This window comes from Caballeronia sp. INML2 (assembly GCF_023631365.1).
In the GTDB taxonomy this organism is placed as follows: domain Bacteria; phylum Pseudomonadota; class Gammaproteobacteria; order Burkholderiales; family Burkholderiaceae; genus Caballeronia; species Caballeronia turbans.
The window spans coordinates 37,162-55,086 of sequence record NZ_JALQDH010000124.1; the positions used below are offsets into that span (position 1 = coordinate 37,162).

Consider the following 17,925-nt stretch of genomic DNA (forward strand, 5'->3'; position numbering starts at 1 on the left):
GCACAACGTGAAGCTACAACATCATCTTGGCGGCATCGAAAATCTGGGGCCGGTCAGCACTGAAAAGCGCGTATTCGTCGAGCCATGGGAAAAGCGCATCTTCGGCATTCATACGGTCATGATGGCGGAGAGTGCGCATCTGTCGGACGCGCCGCATCGCTATCCGGTCGATACGCTGCCCACCGCCTTCAAAAGCAACTGGACCTGGGCCTCGCTGCGCACCGGCGCCGAAGACATGCAGCCGTTCGAGTACTTCAAATATCGCTACTACGAGAAATGGCTCGGCGGCATCACTCAGTTCTTCGTCGATCAGGGGTATGTGTCGGCGGAGGAACTCGCAGAGAAAACCGCCCACTACAGCGCGCACCCGGACGCGCCTTTACCCGATCGCCCCAATGCCGAACTCGCCGCGCAGATTGACGCCTATCTGCAGAACGGCGACTCGGGCTATCACGCGCTCGACGGCGCGGCGCGCTTTCGAGCTGGCGATGTCGTGCGTATTGCCGATCCCGAAGCGGTGGACCACACGCGCTTGCCGGGGTATCTGCGCAACAAGACCGGCGTGGTGGATCTCGTCTATCCCGGCGCGTTCTCCTATTTCGTCTCGACGGGCGCGGACGGTATCGGCGCGCCGATGCCTGTATATCGCGTTGCCTTCGACGCCGCGTCGATCTGGGGCGCCGGCAAAAGCGAGCCGAACACGACCATTTACGCCGACCTGTACGAAGCCTACGTGCAGGCAGCCGAATGAACTCGAATACAAGCCAACCACGAGCGAACCCATGAGCCAACTCTTCGAATTTTCCGACGACCGCGAAGCATCGAGCGCCGCCAAAGTGCGTGCGCTGGAAGCCTTGCTGATCGAAAAAGGCGTGATTGCCACCGACTCCGTCGATGTCGTGCTCAAACACTTCGAGACGATGGCCGGCCCGTTCAACGGCGCGAAGATCGTCGCGCGCGCATGGGTCGATCCGCAATACGCGAGGCGTCTCGTCGAGGACACGCCGAAGGCGATTGCCGAACTCTCGCTTCCACTCGGCATGACGGGCGCGGAAGGCGAGCATATGGCCGCGGTCGCGAACGATGCGAACGTGCATAACCTGATCATCTGCACGCTGTGTTCGTGTTATCCGTGGCCGGTGCTCGGCTTGCCGCCGTATTGGTACAAGGACCCGGTATTTCGCGCGCGCGGCGTGCGCGAACCGCGCGCCGTCTTGCAGGAATTCGGCGTACAGGTGCCCGCCACGAAGGAGGTGAAGGTGTGGGACAGCAGCGCGCAGATTCGCTGGTTCGTGGTGCCCGAGCGCCCCGCAAACACGGAGCATCTGAGTGAGGAAGAACTCGCCGCGCTCGTTACGCCCGAGTCGATGATGGGCGTTGCACTCGTCGAAGCGCCCGCAGCCTGAGGAGCGTGTCATGTTCACGCGTTTCGAAGAATACGCTGCCGCGTCGATGCTCGGCGCACCGGATTCGCCGCCGCGTCTCGACGGCAAGCTGCTGTTCACCAATCGCTGGGAGCGCGATGTGTTCGGCCTCGCGCTCTCGCTATCGAAGGCGGGATGTTTCGAGTGGGAGGACTTTCGCCAGAGCCTGATCGCGTCCATCGCGAAGTGGGAAGCAATCGAATGCGCGAATCAGCCGCGCTGGGACTACTACGAACGTTTTCTCGAAGCGCTGCTGAACGTGGTCGAGACGAGCGGCGTGCTGTCGCGCCGAGAGATCGAAGCTATCGTCGCGGCGCGCAGCCGCTGACATTTTTCTGACTCTTCCGGAGGTACTTCATGAATCAAGCTGTCCTGCATTCCACTGACACGTTCGAACCGATTCCGCTGCGCGAACTGCTGCCGTGGATGATCTTTGGCGGATTGCTGATGCTGCTGGCGCTGTATTTCGTCGGCGCGGAGCAGGGTGCTACCGCGATCTTTCAGGGCACCGCCATTCACGAGTTCGTGCATGACGGACGCCATCTGTTGGGCTTCCCCTGCCACTGACGAGGAGACGACGATGGTCGGCAAACTGTTGATGCGCGGCATGCTCGTGGGCCTCATCGCGGGACTGCTGGCGTTCTGCTTCGCGCGAGTGGCGGGCGAGCCGCAGGTCGAACGCGCGATCGCTTTCGAGGCCCATGAAGCACACGAGCACGCTCACGCAGGAGATGCGCCCGAGCCTGAAATCGTCAGTCGTGAAACGCAAGCCGGCGTGGGCTTGCTGACCGGCGTACTCGCGTACGGCGCTGCATTCGGTGGCCTCTTTGCGTTGTGCTTTGCCTATGCGTGGGGACGCGCGGGAAGCATGGGCGCGCGGCCGCTTGCGGCATGCCTTGCGCTCGCGGCTTTCGCCGCCTTGGTGGTGCTGCCGGCGCTGAAATACCCGCCGAATCCGCCTTCGGTGGGCGCCCCGGAAACCATCGGCATTCGCACCGCGCTTTATTTTTTCTGCATGGGGATTTCCGTCGCCATTACACTGCTGTCGATAGCTTTGCGCCAAGCGCTGTCGCGCAAATGGGGCGATGCCGACGCGACGCTCGCCGGTCTGCTGGCTTTCGCGATCATGACTGCTGCGATGCTCGCGCTGTTGCCGGCTATCGACGAAGTGCCCGCCGAGTTTCCCGCCACGTTGCTGTGGCAGTTCCGGGTGGCGTCGATCGGCATGCAGGCGATTATCTGGACGGTCATCGGCGCGGCATTCGGTGTGGCGGCAGAACGCATGGCGCTGCCCGGCGCAGCGCGCGCGCGTCGAGGCATGCCCATGAACAAGCCTGTTCTCAGAGGATCCGGATATCCGCGATGAAACGCATCAAGGTCGGAATGCTCGTCTTTCCTGGATTTCAACTGCTCGACATCGCCGGGCCGAAGGATGCGTTCGCCGAAGTCAAGGTGCTGAGCGGAGGCGAGTGCGAGTACGAAATGATGATGGTCGGCACGACGCGCGGCACGGTCCAATCGTCGAGCGGCCTGACGACCGTGCCGGATCGTACGATCTTCGATCCCTGCCCGGAGTTCGACACCATCATCGTGCCGGGCGGGCTCGGCATCTTCGACGCCTTCGACGATCCGGCGCTGAGCAACTGGCTGCGCGCGCAGCATCGGCAGTGCCGCCGCGTGTCCGCTATCTGCAACGGGTTGTTCGCCCTCGGCTCGGCGGGGCTGCTCGACAACAAACTGGTGACGACTCACTGGATGGACGTGCCCCGGCTCGCCAGCACTTTTCCGAAGGCGCGCATCGAGCCGGATCATATCTTCGTTCGCGACGGCAGCATCTACACGACGGCCGGTGTCACGGCGGGCATCGACCTGTCGCTCGCGATGATCGAAGACGACTTCGGTCGGCAAATGGCGCTCGATGTCGCCAAGTATCTGATCGTCTATCTGCGGCGCTCGGGCGGGCAGTCCCAGTTCAGTCCGCTGCTGGAAACGCAGGCTTCGCCGGGTTCGCAGACTATCGAGGTCCAGCAATTCATGCTGGATAACCTGCATGTGGATCATACGGTAGCGTCGCTCGCCGAACGCGTGCATATGAGCGCGCGCAATCTCTCGCGTATCTTCGCAAAGGATTGCGGCATCACGCCGATGACTTATCTCGCCAATGCGCGCATCGATGCCGCGCGGCGCTACCTGGAAGCCACGGACTTGCCGCTGAGAGTCATCGCACACCGATGCGGCTTCGAGGACACCGACAAATTTCGCCGTACGTTCCTGCGCCGTCTGCAGATTAGTCCGGTCGATTATCGCAACCGGTTCAGATCGAGGAACAAGCAAGAGTCGCTTAGTGCGGTTTGATGTGTCTCGCCATGCCGGGATGATGCGCTGAGATTGACTTTTCTGGCACTAAACGCGTGCATGGCCATGCACTTCTTCGGGGCTAATCGGCGCATTAAAACTTTAATTAAAGGTTAATTTTGGCGAGCCGTAAGAGGCGTAATAGATAGGTGGGCGAACGCGATCGCCGGCGGCCATTCGCTGCCCTGCGAGCGCCCGCCTGCATGACTTTTCTCGCACGCTTGCAAACGTCTCGCCCATGAAACGGAATCCTTTCTTCAAGCTGCTCGCGCGTTTGCGCGTGGGGCACAAGTTGCTGCTCATCTACCTGCTTGATCTGAGCGCGGTGATCTACATCAGCGGGATTCTGATTCACGAAAAGTATCTGGCGATTGATTTTTCAAACAAGGAGATTGTCGGCAACGCGTATGTTCACGAGGTGGAACATAGCATCACGTCCATCGCAATGGCGGGCGCGGGCAAACCGCCGACGGCGGCGCAACTCGATGCAGAGGTCGACAGGCTCGTTCGTGCCGAGCAGCAATACGGCGCGCAGATGGGAAGCGCAGAGCCCAGCAACGCGCTGCGGACCGCTCTGCAGACGATGGCGCACGAGCGTGAACTCAGGATCGCGTCGACGGACCAGGCGCTGACCGCCTCCCGCGATTTGATAACGCGCATCGGTAATCAGTCGAACCTGATTCTCGACCCGGATCTCGACAGCTACTACGCGATGTCGCTCTCGATCTTGCGTTATCCCGCACTGCTGACCGCGGTGAACAGCATCGGCCGCCATCTGCACAACGGCGTTCACGCGCGCTCGCGAGAGGAAGTGCGTTCGCGCTATCTGGTCCTCGAAGGGCAACTCGACGGCGTCATGCAGGGTTTGCGGTCGGACTACGCCGAGGCGGGGGCGGCCAATCGTCAATTCGAGCGCACGCTCACCCCGTCGTTCGATCGTATGCGCACTGCCGTCGAGGCATTCAGGCATGCGGCGCGGGTGGTGGTGGACGACAACGTGGCGCCGGATGCAGCGGTGCTGATGATCGTCGACAGCGCGCAGCAAGCGCTGGTTCAAAGCGTAGACGACCTCTGGCGCGATACCGGCGAGCAGCTCGACGGCCTGCTGCATGCGCGCGTGCACGCCCTGTTTTCGCGCATGTGGCTGCATTTGGGGACGGCGCTTTTCCTGCTGTGCGCCATCCTTACGCTAGTTTATTGCGTCGCGCAGCAGATTTCGTCGCCGCTACGCAAACTCGCGCGCGTAATGGATGTGGTGCGCCGTACCGGCGATCACACGAAGCGCGCCGACTGGGACAGTCAGGACGAGATCGGCCAACTCGTGCGCGGCTTCAACGAAATGCTTGCGCAGCTGGACCGCGAACGCGTCGTGCAGAAGGAATTGGCGGCGACCGCCCGCGCGTCAGCCGCGCAATCAGCGCTCGTGGAAGCCACGCCCGTGCCGATGGTAGTCACCGCTATTCCCGGCCACGAGGTATTGCACGCCAATGCTCCAGGACTCTTCTGGCTCAATGGAAGCAGCACCGACCCGTGGGCTCAGGGCCTCGACTCCGCCACCCGCGCGCGCTTTTTTCAGCAACTTTCCGACCGCGAAGCCATCGACGAATTCGAAGTTCACTGGAAAGCCACCTCTCAGCCGAGCTGGGCGATGCTGTCTGCGCGCCGTCTCGACTTCCAGGGACGCGACGCCATTCTCACCGCCTTCACGCCGATCAATCAGATCAAGCTCATGGAGCAGCGGCTGGAACTGTGGGGCAAGGTATTCGAGGCATCGTCCGAGGCGATCGTCATCCTGAACGCCGAGGCGCATCTGCTCACCGCGAATCCTTCGTTCTTTCGCGCAACTGGCTATCGGATGGACGACGTGGCGGGCAAGCCGCCGGCCTTCATCGACACGCAGACGCAGGACGACGAAAACGGCCCGCTGGGTAACCTCCTGCAACGCGTCGGGCGCAGCAGTACGTGGCACGGGGAGGCGCAAATAAGCCGCCGCGAGGGCGGTGACTATCCGGCGTGGCTCATGATCAGCGCAGTACACGACAAGCGCGGCACCGTATCGCATTACATCTGCACGCTTATCGACATCACGGACCGCAAGAAGAGCGAAGCGCGCATTCAGTTTCTCGCGCAGCACGACGTGCTCACCGAACTGCCCAACCGTGCACTCTTTGCCGCGAAACTCGGGGTCGCCATTGCAGCAGCGCAGCGAACGCGGCAGCGCGTCGCGGTGCTGTTCATCGATCTCGACCGTTTCAAGAACATCAACGATTCGCTCGGGCATCACATCGGTGACGGCTTGTTGCGGTCCGTGTCGCGACGCCTGCTCAATGCGGTCGGCACCCACGACACCGTGAGCCGCCTGGGCGGAGACGAGTTCACGGTACTGCTCAACGGAGTCGGTCACGCGAGCGAAGTGGCGCGCAGCATCGCACAGCGGCTACTCCCGCTGCTTCGCGAAGCGCATGAAGTGAGCGGGTTGACACTGCAGGTTGCAAGCAGCATCGGCGTCGCACTGTACCCGGATGATGGCGAAGACATCGATACATTGATGCAGAACGCCGACGCCGCGATGTATCAGGCCAAGTCTGCCGGACGAAATCAGGTCAAGTTTTTCGCGGCCGACATGGCCGAACAGGCGCGTCATCGGCTCGCGCTGGAAACGGGTTTGCGCACGGCTATTGATCTCAGCGAGTTGCGGCTCGAGTGGCAGCCGTGCCTCGAAGCGCGGTCCGGTGCGCTCGCGAGCGTCGAAGGACTGCTGCGCTGGAAGAGCGCGGTACTGGGTGAAATCGGTCCGGCGGTGTTTATCCCGGTGGCGGAGGACACGCGCCTCATCGTTTCCATTGGCGCGTGGGTGATCGAGGAAGCATGCCGACAGCTCGCCGCCTGGCGCGACGAAGAGGGCCTCGAAATACGCGCGTCTGTCAACATTTCGGCGATCCAGCTACGCGAGCCGGAACTCGTTGCGGCGCTTGGCAAGAGTCTGCTCGCGCATGGCGTACCGCCGCATTGCTTGGAACTCGAAATCACCGAGACGGTTCTCATGGATGGCGCCGAACACTACGCGCAAGCCATTCACGCCATTCGCGGGCTAGGCGTCAAGCTCTCGCTCGACGACTTTGGCACCGGCTACTCGAGTCTCAGCTATCTGAACCGGTTTCCGCTCGACCGTCTGAAGATCGACCGCGCGTTCGTGCGAGACATGCTCGACGCGTCCGCTGATCTTGCCATCGTCAAGGCGATCGTCGATCTTGGGCATGAGCTTGGTTTGCGCGTGGTGGCCGAAGGTGTGGAAACCGGCCATCAAGCGCAGGTATTGCGCAAGATCGGCTGCGATGAGTTGCAGGGCTTCCTGTTCGCACCGGCGATCCCAGCCGAAGAACTAGTGCTGTGGAACAGGGCGCGGCAAGACGAGGCGCTCGATGCTTCGCCGGCTTGAGGCGATCCCATCGCCACATGCGAGTCCCGACTAGCCATTCAACAAGGCCGGCGTACGGAATCCTGGTAGTGCGTGAGAATGAAGTGCGCGACGTCGTCGGAATGATAGACGCGAATATGTCCCCCGACCCAGGCGGCCGCTGCGTCGCGCGTGCGCACGGTGAGGACATGCTGGTAAGGCGAGCGCGCATCTTCGATGCCGATGCTGTTGCGGCCCGGCAGCTTGTTGCGCGCGGCATCGTCGGCGTTCATCGCGACGAAGCTCGCCGTGTCGAGCGCTTCGTAGAGCTGTTGAACATCAGTGTAGAGCGTGCAGCTATGCAGTCGGAGGCCGTCGGCGAGGATATGCGGACTTACGCGCAGGAAAGGTTCGTCGGCTTTTTCCGGCGGGTCATTGAACTACCGGAACATGCATATCCAACCTTGTCGGGGCGCGGTACGCCAATGGCTGCCTGACGGTCACCATCAGGAAGCCGCAGACGTAGACTAGGTCGTTGGTTTTGCAGCGCACTCTGTCCGGTAAGGTGCTTGTACTCCGTAATGCGTGTGTACTCGACGGTCTCGTCGGGATAGTTGACGACCGCCACCGGTTGAAAATGCGGGATGTCAGGGTCTCATGGACGAACCGAAGCGAGCGATAGGGCAGCGGGCCGAAGCAGAAGTCGAAATATTCGTCGATCGGGCCAGAATAGATAACGTGCTTGTAGAGGACGTCGTGGCGCACATCGCGTACGCGGTCGGTTTCAGCCTCATTCGCCACGTCGACCGACAAGAGCGCGCCGCCGCGCCGAACGGCTTCCTGATAATGACCGACCTCCGCCGGTCGATCGCTGTCGCCAAACAGATTTTTGAAGAAATGCTCGATCCGAGCCATCGCTCCTTCATGGAACTCACCGGCGGGACGGCCGGCCGCTGCACCGTCAACAGTTGAATCAGTGGACAGGGTTGAACGTTCGTCATTCGAATGCACGCGCATGTCTGTGCGTGCGATGCCGTCTGCTTCGAGTCGCGTCTGGGCAAACTCGGCATCCTGGAAGGTATCGAACACACCAATAATCGTCTGAGTCATTGCCGCATCTCCGAAAGAAAGGCCTCGCGCAAGCCGGAAGTGAAGCGCGTGACAGCGCTGGCGCAACGTCCGTTCCAGCGCGGCTCAGCGCGACGGCGTATCCGGCTTCCACTCTCCATCGGGGCCTTCGCGCCGCTCAACGACGAGTTCTTCGCCATGCGTAAGAACTTGATGCACGACGTCGCGTTCGGTCTCTGTCGTCTCGATATGCACCTCTTCTTTCAATGTCAGTTGCATGGTGACCACAGGCACGTACTCGTAAACGGGAATGATCAGCGTATTGCCCTCTCGCCGCGGCGCCGCCCGCTCTTCCACCGGACGGTTGACCGGTATGTGCGTGATCTCGACATGCTGCTCGCGCAGGCGGATCGACAGCGGCTCCGTCGCTTCATGGACGACCTTGCGTACGCGCACCGATCCGGTTTCCGTCGTTCTGACGCCTACCGTCAGTTCCTCCTGCACGGCAGAGAGGCGAACTTCATCTTGCGGGCCGCCTGACGGCGCGGCATTTGGCGAGGCATTGTCTGAGCTCATCGGTTTCTCCAGGGCGCAAGCGCGGTGTTCCGCCACGCCGCTCAAAGCCGGCCACCGCGCGCGCCGGTACGGTTGCGGGCGAGTGCTGGATCGCGTTCCACCGCGGCGCCGCCGCTTTCCTCGAAAGGCGGTTGATGGCGAAAGCCAGCGCCGCCCGACACAATTGCAATAATCGCCCCGACGACCAGCGCAGCGAACGAAAACCAGCTCGCCCGTGCGACGCCGCGCGCAGCCGTATCCGCCGCTTGGCGTGCGTTCTGCTCCGCCTCGGGGCCGGATGCCACGGAGGCCGCCGATGCCACTGCGGCTTGCACCTGCTGCTTCGCCGAGTCCATCAATTGGTTTCCGCTGCCAGGCTGGTTTGCCGCGGTCGCGCCAAGCTGCGCACCCGTCGCGGCGATGCTGCCGGCGGTGCTCACAGCACCGGTGATCAGCGATGTCATCCCATAGACGAGCAGGAGTGTCATAACGGCCCATGACAAAAGGCCGTGGAGCCAACCAAGAACAGGCGCGCAGCGTCCCGCGAAGTACGAGCCGACGAACACCGCGAGCACGGTCGTCACAATGACCCAGACGCCCGAGCCGAAGCCGAAGCCGTGCAACGGGTCTGGTTTCGACAACGGCGCCAGCAGTGATGCACCGATGGCTGTGCCGAGCGCACTCATGATCAGATAGACAATCATCGAAAGGATCACTCCAGCGATGATGGAACCCCACGACAGCCGCGGCAGGCCGTCTTTTGTCGTAAGCAGTCGCATGATGTGTTCTCCGTCAGATCGTTTCGGGCGATGGTGACGTTGCGCAATACGCATGCCGGTTTCCTTGAGGTCGGAAAAACTCATCCCTCGGTCAGGCGCAAAGGGTTGAACCCGCCACGTCTGCGGCTCGGGTCTGCAGTTTCTTCCGGGGCGAAGCGCTAGGGCGCGACTTCCTGCGGCGCGAATTCAACTCTGCGTCTTTTTGGGAAACCCGGCCGCCCGAGCCTATCGGTGGGCTTCTTTTCTGTCTCGGTTCAGTCAACGCGGCCGGCTTCGCATTTCAAGGAATACGGCTATTGGTATCAGTGCTGCTACCTCGCCGCTTGGCGGAAGCCGGCGGCGCAATGACGGTTCGCCTCAGTCAACGGTTGCCGAAGGGCTGGGAAGTCGCGCTGCATATCAGGTGCAGAGCGCAACGGTCAGGGCAACTTCGCGCAGACCGGACCATTGTTTAACTCGCGTAGCCCGGTGCCGTCGAACGCCGCCCTTCAGCGAACGGACGCCAGCAGTTCCGCTGACGTCATCACTGCAGCGTATTTCTGCCGCATGTCGAAGAGATTGGCCTCGTGCGGCTCACGCGCGCGATCTCCCACACAGTCCGACAGCACCACAGGACGGAATCCGTACTGCATCGCGTCGACGACGCTTGCGCGTACACAGCCGCTGGTCACGCATCCCGCGACGACGAGCGTGGACACGCCCCGCATCGCAAGCCACGCCGCCAGCGATGTCCCGAAGAACGCTGAGGGCACGTTCTTGCGCACGACGAGTTCGCTGCGTGCAGGCGCAAGCTGCGGCACGATCGCGCTTGCCGGGGTGTCTTCCTTGAGCGTCAGCATGCCCGGCACCTTCAGCGAGAACACGTTGGCATCGGAATCATCGTCCGCGTAGACGATGCGGCTATGCGCCACCGGCCATTTCATTTCGCGCGCCGCCTTCAGCAGCGGCACGGTGTTCTCGATCGCTTCGGGAATGTTGCCGCCGCCGAACACCGCCGGATCGGCGAAACCGTTCACGAAGTCGATGATCAACAGCCCGATCGGGCCTGTGATTTCCAGCGTTTGCCCGAAGCCCTGACGTGCATAGACGGCGTCATTCATTGTTCATCCTCCACGGTTTTACCGTCGCGCACGACGTCCACGCCATCGAGCGAGACGGTGCAGCGTCGCAACGGAATGTCGATATGGCAGGCGGTCGTGCGCTTGCCGCCGCCTTCGTTGTTCGGCCCGAGGGAGAACAGAAAATTGCCGTCGAACGCGCGGGCGTCCATGCCCAGTGTCGCTTCACGGTCGTACAGGCCGAGCGTGGACCAATGTGCGCGCTTCTGCAGGCCCCAGCCGATGTGCGAGATCGCGTAGGCCTCGGGGTCATCGAAGGTTTCCATGTATTCGCGCAGCAGGTCGGCGTCGACGCCGCCTTCGATCTCGCGCGCATAACCGGCTTCGACCGTCAGCACGATCGGCTCGGCGCAATAGGTTTTCTGGGGCAAGAGAATGTCGCCGCGATCGATCACGATGCGCCCGTTCGCGCCGCCTTCGTTCGGGAAAGTCAGCGCGAATCCGCTTGGCCAGTGATCCCAGCGGCCGGGTTCATCGACGAAACCGTATTCGGCGATCGCCGGAAACTCGCCCATCGGACAAGTCAGATCCGTACCGGCTTTCGACGTGACGCGCATTTCGCGCGACGCTCCGATCCGCTTCGCCGCAGCGAGAACCCGCGTTCGGTCATTGGGCGTCGGCGTCATGCGGACCAGCACTTCCGGCGGCTCGACAGCGAGCAGAATCTTCGTGCCCGACGCGAGGATGTCGTGCTGTTCGGGCGAGAAAAGCAACGTCATCAGATCGAGCACGAGGTCGCTCGCCTTGAGCGCCGCGATCGCCGCGCGGTTGCCCGTGAGCGGCGTTTCGCCGAGATAGGCGAGGGCGTCGCGGCTCAGCGCCTTCTCGCCGTTGACGGGCGGCAAGTCGAGCCGGTTGACGACCGCGCCCATCGACTGCGTCGCGATCAACGCGCACGCGAGCGTTTGCGGATGCGTCGCCGCGCCGGTCAAAATGGTCACGGTCTGCCGCGGTTCGAGCCGCGAGAGCGTGAGCACCTGCTTCCAGGCTTCGACAAGTTGGTAGTCGCTAATTGGCATGATGATGTGCGATGGTTATTCGAGCGCTGCGCCGAAGAACGAACCGAAGGCGCGATAGAAGCCTTCCTCGTCGTCCCACGGAATCATGTGGCCGGCCTCCGGCACCTTGACGACTTCGACGTGCGGCAGCAAACCGCGAATCTCGTCGATGTCCTCGGTGCGGATCACGTCTCCACGGCCCGCCGCCATCAGCAGCGCGGGCTGCTTCACGTGCCGCATGTCGGCGTGAACGTCGTCGGTATGGAAGCCTTCGAAGCTCGTGCGGATGGCGCGTTCGTCGCAGGTATGCAGCCATTCGGCGCGCAGGCGCAGTTGCTCTTCCGTCCACGTCGGGCAGAAGCGGCGCATGCCTTCGACATCGAGCCCATTGCGTGCAAGCGCGATCGAATCCACATACCACGGCAACGCCGACGGATACGCCCGTCGTCCCGGACCCGACACGGGCGGATCGACGAGCGCCAGCCGCGCGAGCGTGCCGCGTTGCGAGCGTGCCGCCGCGCGCAAGGCGATGCGCGCGCCCATCGAGTGCCCGAGCACGCTCGCGCGCCCGAGCCCGATTGCGTCGATGAAAGCGAGCAGGTCGCCGGCTTGCGCGTCGAGGCTGTAATCCAGTTCCGGCGATGCGCTCGACAAGCCGCGGCCCCGCACATCCAGCACGTACGTGTCGAAGTGCCTGCCGAGCCGCTCGCCGACGAAACCCCAAGTGACCGCGGGACTCGTGATGCCCGGCACGATCACGACCGCATCGCGCTCCATGCGCGGGCCGCTCGCCCCGCCATAGCGCAGATAATGCTGGCGTATGCCGTTCGCGTTGACATTCGCGCCGTACAAAAACGTCGATTGCATCGCTGCGCCCTCGCTCAATAAGCGCCGGAAAGGAGCGCCCCGGCGCCCGGCACGATGGGCCGCAAGTCGAGCTGCCGCAACATCGCATATGTGGTGGCGATGGCGGCGGTCACGACGGGCTTGCCGGTCATCGCTTCGACCATCGGGACGACGGACAGGGACGGCATCTGCACGCAGGCGGACAGGACGATGGCATCCGCGTCGTGGTACTTCAGCGTCTTCACGATGTCCGGCAGATTGCGCGGATCATGGCGCGCGACTTCCAGGTTGTCGGCAATTTCGAGCGCGCGATAGTCGATCACTTCGAAGCCTTCATGCCGGATGTAATCGACCACCAGCTCGGTGAGCGGCTTCATGTACGGCGCGACGACGACCACGCGCTTCGCTTTCATCACCTCGAGCGCATCGACGAGCGCGCCCGCGCTGGTAACGACAGGCGCATCGGCGCCATTCGCGGCGGTGTGCGCCTGCAAGCGTTGCTGCGACGCGCGGTGATAGCCGCGTCCCATCGCCATGATCGCGACGAGGCACGCGTAACCGAGCACGTCGACGCGCGCATCCGACAGTTCGACGGCGCAGCGGTCGGATTCCGCGTCCATCTGCGCGAGTTCTTCCTTGACGACCTTCTTCATCCGCATGCGGCTCGAATGAAACGTGAAGCGCTCCGGCTGGATGCTTTGGCGCGCCGTCAGCATGGCGGGAATTTCGGTTTCCATCGTCGTGTTCGAACTCGGGACGATCTGGCCGATGCGATAAGTCTTTGCGGGCATGTCGAATAACCTCGTGATGTGATCAGGCGGCGGTGAGCGCGCGGGGTGCGAAGCCGGTCGCGTTATACGCATAGACCCAGTTCGCCTGAATGCCCGATGCCTGCGGATTCAGATACGACTTGAACTTGTAGATGAGATCGCGCTTGCGTTGCGCGAACGCGCTCGGCAGGTGATACGTGCGGCCCCGTTCACGCGACTCGAGTTGCACGCGGCTCGTGCGCGGCAGGCGTTCGGCCTCGTAGTCGCGCAATGCATTCGCGATATCGCTACCGTGCGCTTTCAACGAACGCGCCAGCACGTAGCCGTCTTCGATCGCCATCGCCGCGCCTTGCGAGAGAAACGGCAGCATCGGATGCGCGGCATCGCCGAGCAGCGTGACGTTGCCACGCGACCAGGTTTGCATCGGATCGCGATCGAAAAGGCCCCATTTGAAGACCGAATCGGCGCGCTCGAAAAGGCGGATCAGGTTCGGATGCCAGCCTTCGAACGTCGTGAGCAACTCTTCGCGGCTGCTCGCGGCATTCCATGATTCCTCGACCCACTTTTCCGTCTCCGCGACCGCGACGATGTTGACCGCCTTGCCGCGACGCACGAAGTACGTCACGACGTGCGCGTTCGGCCCGAGCCAGAACGAAGAATCGGGGCTCACGAAGTCGGGCATCTCGTCGAACGGCACGACCGCGCGAAAGCACATGTTGCCGGTGAAGCGCGGCGCCTCCTCGCCGAAGAGCTTGCTGCGGACGATCGACCGCACGCCGTCGGCCCCGACGATCAGATCGGCTTCGAATTCGCTGCCGTCGTCGAACACGGCGACCGCGCCGTCCTTGCCTTGACGGATGTCGACGCAACCGGTCGAAAGACGCGCAGCATCGGCAGGAAGGAGCGAAGTCAGAATGCGATGCAGGTCCGCGCGATGCACGTGATAGAACGGCGCGCCATAGAGAGCAGGGCAGACGGCGGCCAGCGGCGTGCGAAAGTTCTCGCGCGCCGTCTCCCAGTTACGGCCGACGATCGCTTGCGGCACGAACGCCACGTCGCGCAGCGCGTCGCCGAGGCCGAGCGCCTGCAGCACCTTCACCGCGTTGGGCGTCATCTGAATGCCCGCGCCGACCTCGCCGAATGCGCTCGCGCGCTCGAAAAGCCGCACTTCGATCCCTTGCTGCGCGAGCGCGCCCGTGAGGGCGATGCCGCCGATTCCGCCGCCGATCACGCCGACGCGAAGTGTTCTGCTCATGGTCTCGTCCTTCCTGAAAAGTGAATCCGTGTAGATGCCCCGATCAATATTATATGGCCGTATAAATAAATGCAACGGCGGACGTGCGGCGATGTGACTGCTGAAGGAAATTAGGGATAGGCGTTTGAACGACCGTAAAATATGCGGCGACCGCAGCCGCATGCATCGAGCGGCCTTCCATTCAACGCAAGACGGCCACGCATGACGAAAGACCAGACTACCCACGCTCGCGCACACGGAGATTCGGCCGGACGCAAACGGCTCGGCCGCCCGGCGGGCAACGTGAACCAGCGCGAGAACATCCTCGATGCCGCCGAAGTCGATTTCTCGCAGCGCGGCTACGCGGGCACGTCGCTCAAGGAAGTGGCGGCGTCGTGCGGCGTCACGCAGGCGCTGATCACGTACTACTTCGGCACCAAGCAGCAGCTGTTCGAGCAGGTCTTTTTGCGCCGCGCCACGCTGGTGTCGGAAGAGCGGGTCAATCTTCTGCGCGCACTGGGCGATGGTGGCGCGAAGCCGGACGTGCGTGACATCGTGCGAGCGTTCTTGCAGCCGCTGGTCGCGCTGCGCCAGTCCGATGGCGGCCGCGCATTCATCCGCCTTCAGGCGCGTTTGCATACTGAACCGCCCGAGATCTCCTACAGCCTGCGCAGCACGGCCTATGGCGATTCCACCGATGCCTACGTCGAAGCCCTGCGCACTGCGTTGCCCGGCCTGCCTGAAAAAGACCTTTACTGGCGCGTGACCGCGATGATCGGCGCCTATCTGTACGCTTTCTCGGATACGCACCGGCTCGATATGCTGGCCAAGGGCGCATGCGATCCGTGGGACGCGAACGAGACGCTGGAGCAGTTGACGAGCTTTATCGTCGGCGGCCTGGAGGCGCAGGCGAGCGTGGCGACGAAGCCTGCAAAGACGAGCCGCGCGAAGAAAACGGCGGGCGCCCCCGCGAAGAAAACGGTGAAAGCAGCGAAGACCGCCCGGGCCCCGCGGGCGGCCTGAAACACGGTCGATCAGCGGCGCAGGCCGATTTCCATCGATTCGATCACGTGCGTGAGCGTTGCGTGCATCGACGTGAGCGCGGCCTGCGGCAAGTCCGCGCTTGCGGTTTCGCCGATCATGTCGCGCAGCGTCTCCTGAACATCGACGGATGCGCTCTGCGGCAGCGCGGCGGCGATCACGCTGATCGCGGCAGTGAGTCCATGCAGTTTGCCCGTCAAGACTTCGAGTTCCTGGCTCATCTCTTACTTCCTGTCGTTGCGTTGATTGAAGTGTGGAAAGCGGACCGCTCGCGATAAGGACGGTCCGCGATAGTCACATTTGCCCGGTTGCCGGATGCGCCTTCAGCTTGACGAAGAGCGCGAGGCCGGCGATCACCGAAGGCACCGCGAGCAGCGCGAACACCGCCGGCAAGCCGAGCTTCCATTGCGCGAACAGCCCGCCGAGCGCGACGCCCGCAATGCCGCCGAAGCGCCCGACGCCGTACATCCACGAGACGCCGGTCGCGCGGCTTTGTGTCGGGTAGAACATGGCGGCGAGGGAGGGCATCGACGATTGCGCGCCGTTCATGGTCGTGCCGGCGAGAAAGATCAGCGCGCTGACGAGGCCGACGCTGCCGATCGCCTGCCCGACCACGAAGATGAACGCCGCAGTCAGCAGGTAACCGAGCATCACGATGACATTCGCGTTCCAGCGATCCATCAGCCAGCCGGACACCACCGTCCCGATGCCGCCGCCGAGCGGGAAGAGCGCGGTCAGCAGCGCGGCGCGTTCGGGCGTGAAGCCCGCTTCGTTCATCAGGAGCGGCATCCAGCTCATCAGCAGATAGAAGATGACGAGGCCCATGAAGTACGTGAGCCACAGCATGATCGTGCCGGTGAGAAAGTCCCTGGAGAGAATCGCGCCGACGGACGTTTTCGCGTGCGTTTGCATGCGTTCGGACAGGCGGAACGACTGGACGCCCGACAGATCGAGCGGCGCGATTTTCGCGAGCGGCGCACCGATTTTTTCCTTGGACGCGCCCTGCTTCACGAGAAAGCGAACGGATTCCGGCACCCAGAACACGACGCCGAGCACGAGGATCAACGGCAGCACGCCACCGACCACGAACAGGCTGTGCCAGCCGTACGCCGGAATCAGCCACGACGACATGAAGCCGCCGAGCGCTGCGCCTACCGTGAAGCCGCAATACGTCGTATTGACGATGATCGCGCGCCTGCGCTGCGGCGCGTATTCGGAGACCAGGGTGATGCTGTTCGGAATCGCCGCGCCAAGGCCGATGCCGGTGAGAAAGCGCAGCGTCACGAGCGACTCCATGGAGCCCGCGAACGCGGTGGCGAGACTCATCGCACCGAAGAAGGCCGTCGCGGCGATGAGCACGCTCTTGCGCCCGAAGCGGTCGGCGGCAGGGCCGGAGATGACCGCGCCCGCAGCGAGACCGAAGAGCGCGGCGCTCAGCACGGGCGCGAGCGCAGCCTTCGAGATGCCCCAGCCCTTGACGAGCGCAGGCGCGATATAACCGATGGCCGCGGTGTCCATGCCATCGATCAGTACGATCAGGAAGCACACGCCCATCAAGACCCACTGGAAGCGCGAGAAGCGATGTGCGTCGATGAACGCTTCGACGGGCACGTCCCCGCTCCACGCATCGCCGCGATCGGAAACCGATGGATGCTCCGCCCGCGGCGGAAAGGCCGGGCCGGATTGAAGCTCTGCTTGCGACATGAACAACTCCTCGTTGTCGACGGCTCACACCGTCCATGAATGCCACCAGGCCGGCCAGATGCCGGAACTGCGCGAAGCGGGGGCCCACCGGTTTCGACGCAGTTTATTATATGGATATACAATTAATAAACGCAATCGGGAAAAAATAAGAGACGGGCGTGAGGTCACGCCACGCCCATCGAAGGCGATCAGGCGCTGGTTGGAGATGGCGACGCGGTGCGTCTGGTGTGAGAGGTGCCCGAGCACCGCTTTGGGTCCGGCGAACGGGCGCTTGGCGTAGACCACCGATTCGCAGGTACGTAGCGGCGCCACCACCGGGCAAAGGTGGCGGGTCTAGCGAGACCGGTACTCGCCGAAGAACTGCAGCTCGCCGTGCCGCTGGGCCACTTCGAGCGCTTCGAGGAAGCGCCGGCTGAGTACGACGGGCAATCCGCGGGGCACGTGCACGGGTGCATACTGACCATCAACTCGGGCCGGTCGAGCGTGACTGTGAAGAAGAACTTCAGGCCGGTGATCGCGTGGTCAGCGACACGGCCGATGTGCCGTGGTCGACCAGATAAAGTCGGTAGCGCCGCAGGTCCTCGACAGTGGCCATGTCAGGTGAGCGCGCCTCTACCGCGCGAGCGGTTTCGTTCA

The 17,925-nt window shown here is 63.0% G+C and carries 18 protein-coding genes and 3 pseudogenes; 8 read left to right on the plus strand and 13 right to left on the minus strand.

Annotated elements, in window-relative coordinates; genetic code table 11:
- Positions 1–7: 7 nt before the first annotated feature.
- The 7 genes from nthB to NCT32_RS34975 all read left to right on the plus strand — a co-directional run bounded on the left by nthB (position 8) and on the right by NCT32_RS34975 (position 7,218).
- Positions 8–751 (plus strand): nitrile hydratase subunit beta, encoded by a 744-nt coding sequence (nthB, locus tag NCT32_RS34945; RefSeq protein WP_061119067.1) that lies wholly within the window; start codon positions 8–10, stop codon positions 749–751.
- Positions 752–782: 31 nt separating this feature from the next.
- Entirely contained in the window at positions 783–1,406 is a 624-nt protein-coding gene (gene nthA / locus NCT32_RS34950) for a nitrile hydratase subunit alpha (RefSeq protein ID WP_061119068.1), read from the plus strand.
- Positions 1,407–1,416: 10 nt separating this feature from the next.
- Complete coding sequence (locus tag NCT32_RS34955; protein ID WP_061119069.1) at positions 1,417–1,752, plus strand: nitrile hydratase accessory protein; 336 nt, start codon at positions 1,417–1,419, stop codon at positions 1,750–1,752.
- Between the two features lie 29 nt (positions 1,753–1,781).
- Positions 1,782–1,991 (plus strand): CbtB domain-containing protein, encoded by a 210-nt coding sequence (locus NCT32_RS34960; RefSeq protein WP_061119070.1) that lies wholly within the window; start codon positions 1,782–1,784, stop codon positions 1,989–1,991.
- A 13-nt stretch (positions 1,992–2,004) separates the two neighbouring features.
- Complete coding sequence (locus NCT32_RS34965) at positions 2,005–2,790, plus strand: CbtA family protein (protein WP_061119071.1); 786 nt, start codon at positions 2,005–2,007, stop codon at positions 2,788–2,790.
- A complete protein-coding gene (locus NCT32_RS34970) occupies positions 2,787–3,779 on the plus strand; it encodes a GlxA family transcriptional regulator (RefSeq protein WP_061119072.1) in 993 nt (330 codons plus the stop codon). Before NCT32_RS34965 ends, NCT32_RS34970 begins: the two co-directional genes overlap by 4 nt.
- Positions 3,780–4,017: 238 nt before the next feature.
- Positions 4,018–7,218 carry an EAL domain-containing protein gene (locus NCT32_RS34975; RefSeq protein WP_250477565.1) on the plus strand — a complete coding sequence of 1,067 codons (3,201 nt, stop codon included), beginning with the start codon at positions 4,018–4,020 and terminating at the stop codon, positions 7,216–7,218.
- 38 nt (positions 7,219–7,256) lie between these two features.
- On the opposite strand, the pseudogene NCT32_RS34980 reads toward NCT32_RS34975, so the two are convergent.
- The 9 genes and pseudogenes from NCT32_RS34980 to NCT32_RS35020 form a co-directional block, all read right to left on the minus strand.
- Positions 7,257–7,508, minus strand: a pseudogene (locus tag NCT32_RS34980) (MetQ/NlpA family ABC transporter substrate-binding protein); the annotation flags it as partial.
- Positions 7,509–7,570: 62 nt separating this feature from the next.
- Positions 7,571–8,286, minus strand: a pseudogene (locus NCT32_RS34985) (UDP-galactopyranose mutase).
- Positions 8,287–8,370: 84 nt separating this feature from the next.
- Complete coding sequence (locus tag NCT32_RS34990) at positions 8,371–8,820, minus strand: YsnF/AvaK domain-containing protein (RefSeq protein WP_250491379.1); 450 nt, start codon at positions 8,818–8,820, stop codon at positions 8,371–8,373.
- Between the two features lie 41 nt (positions 8,821–8,861).
- Positions 8,862–9,578 carry a hypothetical protein gene (locus NCT32_RS34995; RefSeq protein WP_250491400.1) on the minus strand — a complete coding sequence of 239 codons (717 nt, stop codon included), beginning with the start codon at positions 9,576–9,578 and terminating at the stop codon, positions 8,862–8,864.
- Between the two features lie 488 nt (positions 9,579–10,066).
- Positions 10,067–10,678, minus strand: a complete 612-nt coding sequence (locus NCT32_RS35000; protein WP_250491380.1) for an N-carbamoylsarcosine amidohydrolase — start codon at positions 10,676–10,678, stop codon at positions 10,067–10,069.
- Complete coding sequence (locus NCT32_RS35005) at positions 10,675–11,715, minus strand: 2,5-dihydroxypyridine 5,6-dioxygenase (RefSeq protein ID WP_250491381.1); 1,041 nt, start codon at positions 11,713–11,715, stop codon at positions 10,675–10,677. The genes NCT32_RS35000 and NCT32_RS35005 overlap by 4 nt, the downstream gene beginning before the upstream one ends.
- A 15-nt stretch (positions 11,716–11,730) precedes the next feature.
- Positions 11,731–12,561, minus strand: a complete 831-nt coding sequence (locus NCT32_RS35010; RefSeq protein WP_250491382.1) for an alpha/beta fold hydrolase — start codon at positions 12,559–12,561, stop codon at positions 11,731–11,733.
- A 14-nt stretch (positions 12,562–12,575) separates the two neighbouring features.
- On the minus strand, positions 12,576–13,331 hold the full coding sequence (locus NCT32_RS35015; RefSeq protein WP_061121426.1) for an Asp/Glu racemase: 756 nt from the start codon (positions 13,329–13,331) through the stop codon (positions 12,576–12,578).
- Between the two features lie 22 nt (positions 13,332–13,353).
- Positions 13,354–14,565 (minus strand): FAD-dependent monooxygenase, encoded by a 1,212-nt coding sequence (locus NCT32_RS35020; RefSeq protein ID WP_250491383.1) that lies wholly within the window; start codon positions 14,563–14,565, stop codon positions 13,354–13,356.
- A 201-nt stretch (positions 14,566–14,766) separates the two neighbouring features.
- On the opposite strand from NCT32_RS35020, the gene NCT32_RS35025 reads away from it, so the two are divergent.
- Complete coding sequence (locus tag NCT32_RS35025) at positions 14,767–15,567, plus strand: TetR/AcrR family transcriptional regulator (RefSeq protein ID WP_250491384.1); 801 nt, start codon at positions 14,767–14,769, stop codon at positions 15,565–15,567.
- Positions 15,568–15,578: 11 nt separating this feature from the next.
- Here the strand turns inward: NCT32_RS35025 and NCT32_RS35030 are convergent, their stop codons facing one another.
- From NCT32_RS35030 to NCT32_RS35045, 4 genes and pseudogenes are all read right to left on the minus strand, one after another.
- On the minus strand, positions 15,579–15,806 hold the full coding sequence (locus NCT32_RS35030; RefSeq protein ID WP_035969917.1) for a hypothetical protein: 228 nt from the start codon (positions 15,804–15,806) through the stop codon (positions 15,579–15,581).
- Positions 15,807–15,879: 73 nt separating this feature from the next.
- On the minus strand, positions 15,880–17,289 hold the full coding sequence (locus NCT32_RS35035; protein ID WP_250491385.1) for an MFS transporter: 1,410 nt from the start codon (positions 17,287–17,289) through the stop codon (positions 15,880–15,882).
- A gap of 24 nt (positions 17,290–17,313) precedes the next feature.
- Complete coding sequence (locus tag NCT32_RS37730; RefSeq protein WP_409241567.1) at positions 17,314–17,604, minus strand: transposase; 291 nt, start codon at positions 17,602–17,604, stop codon at positions 17,314–17,316.
- A 78-nt stretch (positions 17,605–17,682) separates the two neighbouring features.
- A pseudogene (locus NCT32_RS35045) lies at positions 17,683–17,896 on the minus strand (integrase); the annotation flags it as partial.
- Positions 17,897–17,925 lie beyond the last annotated feature (29 nt).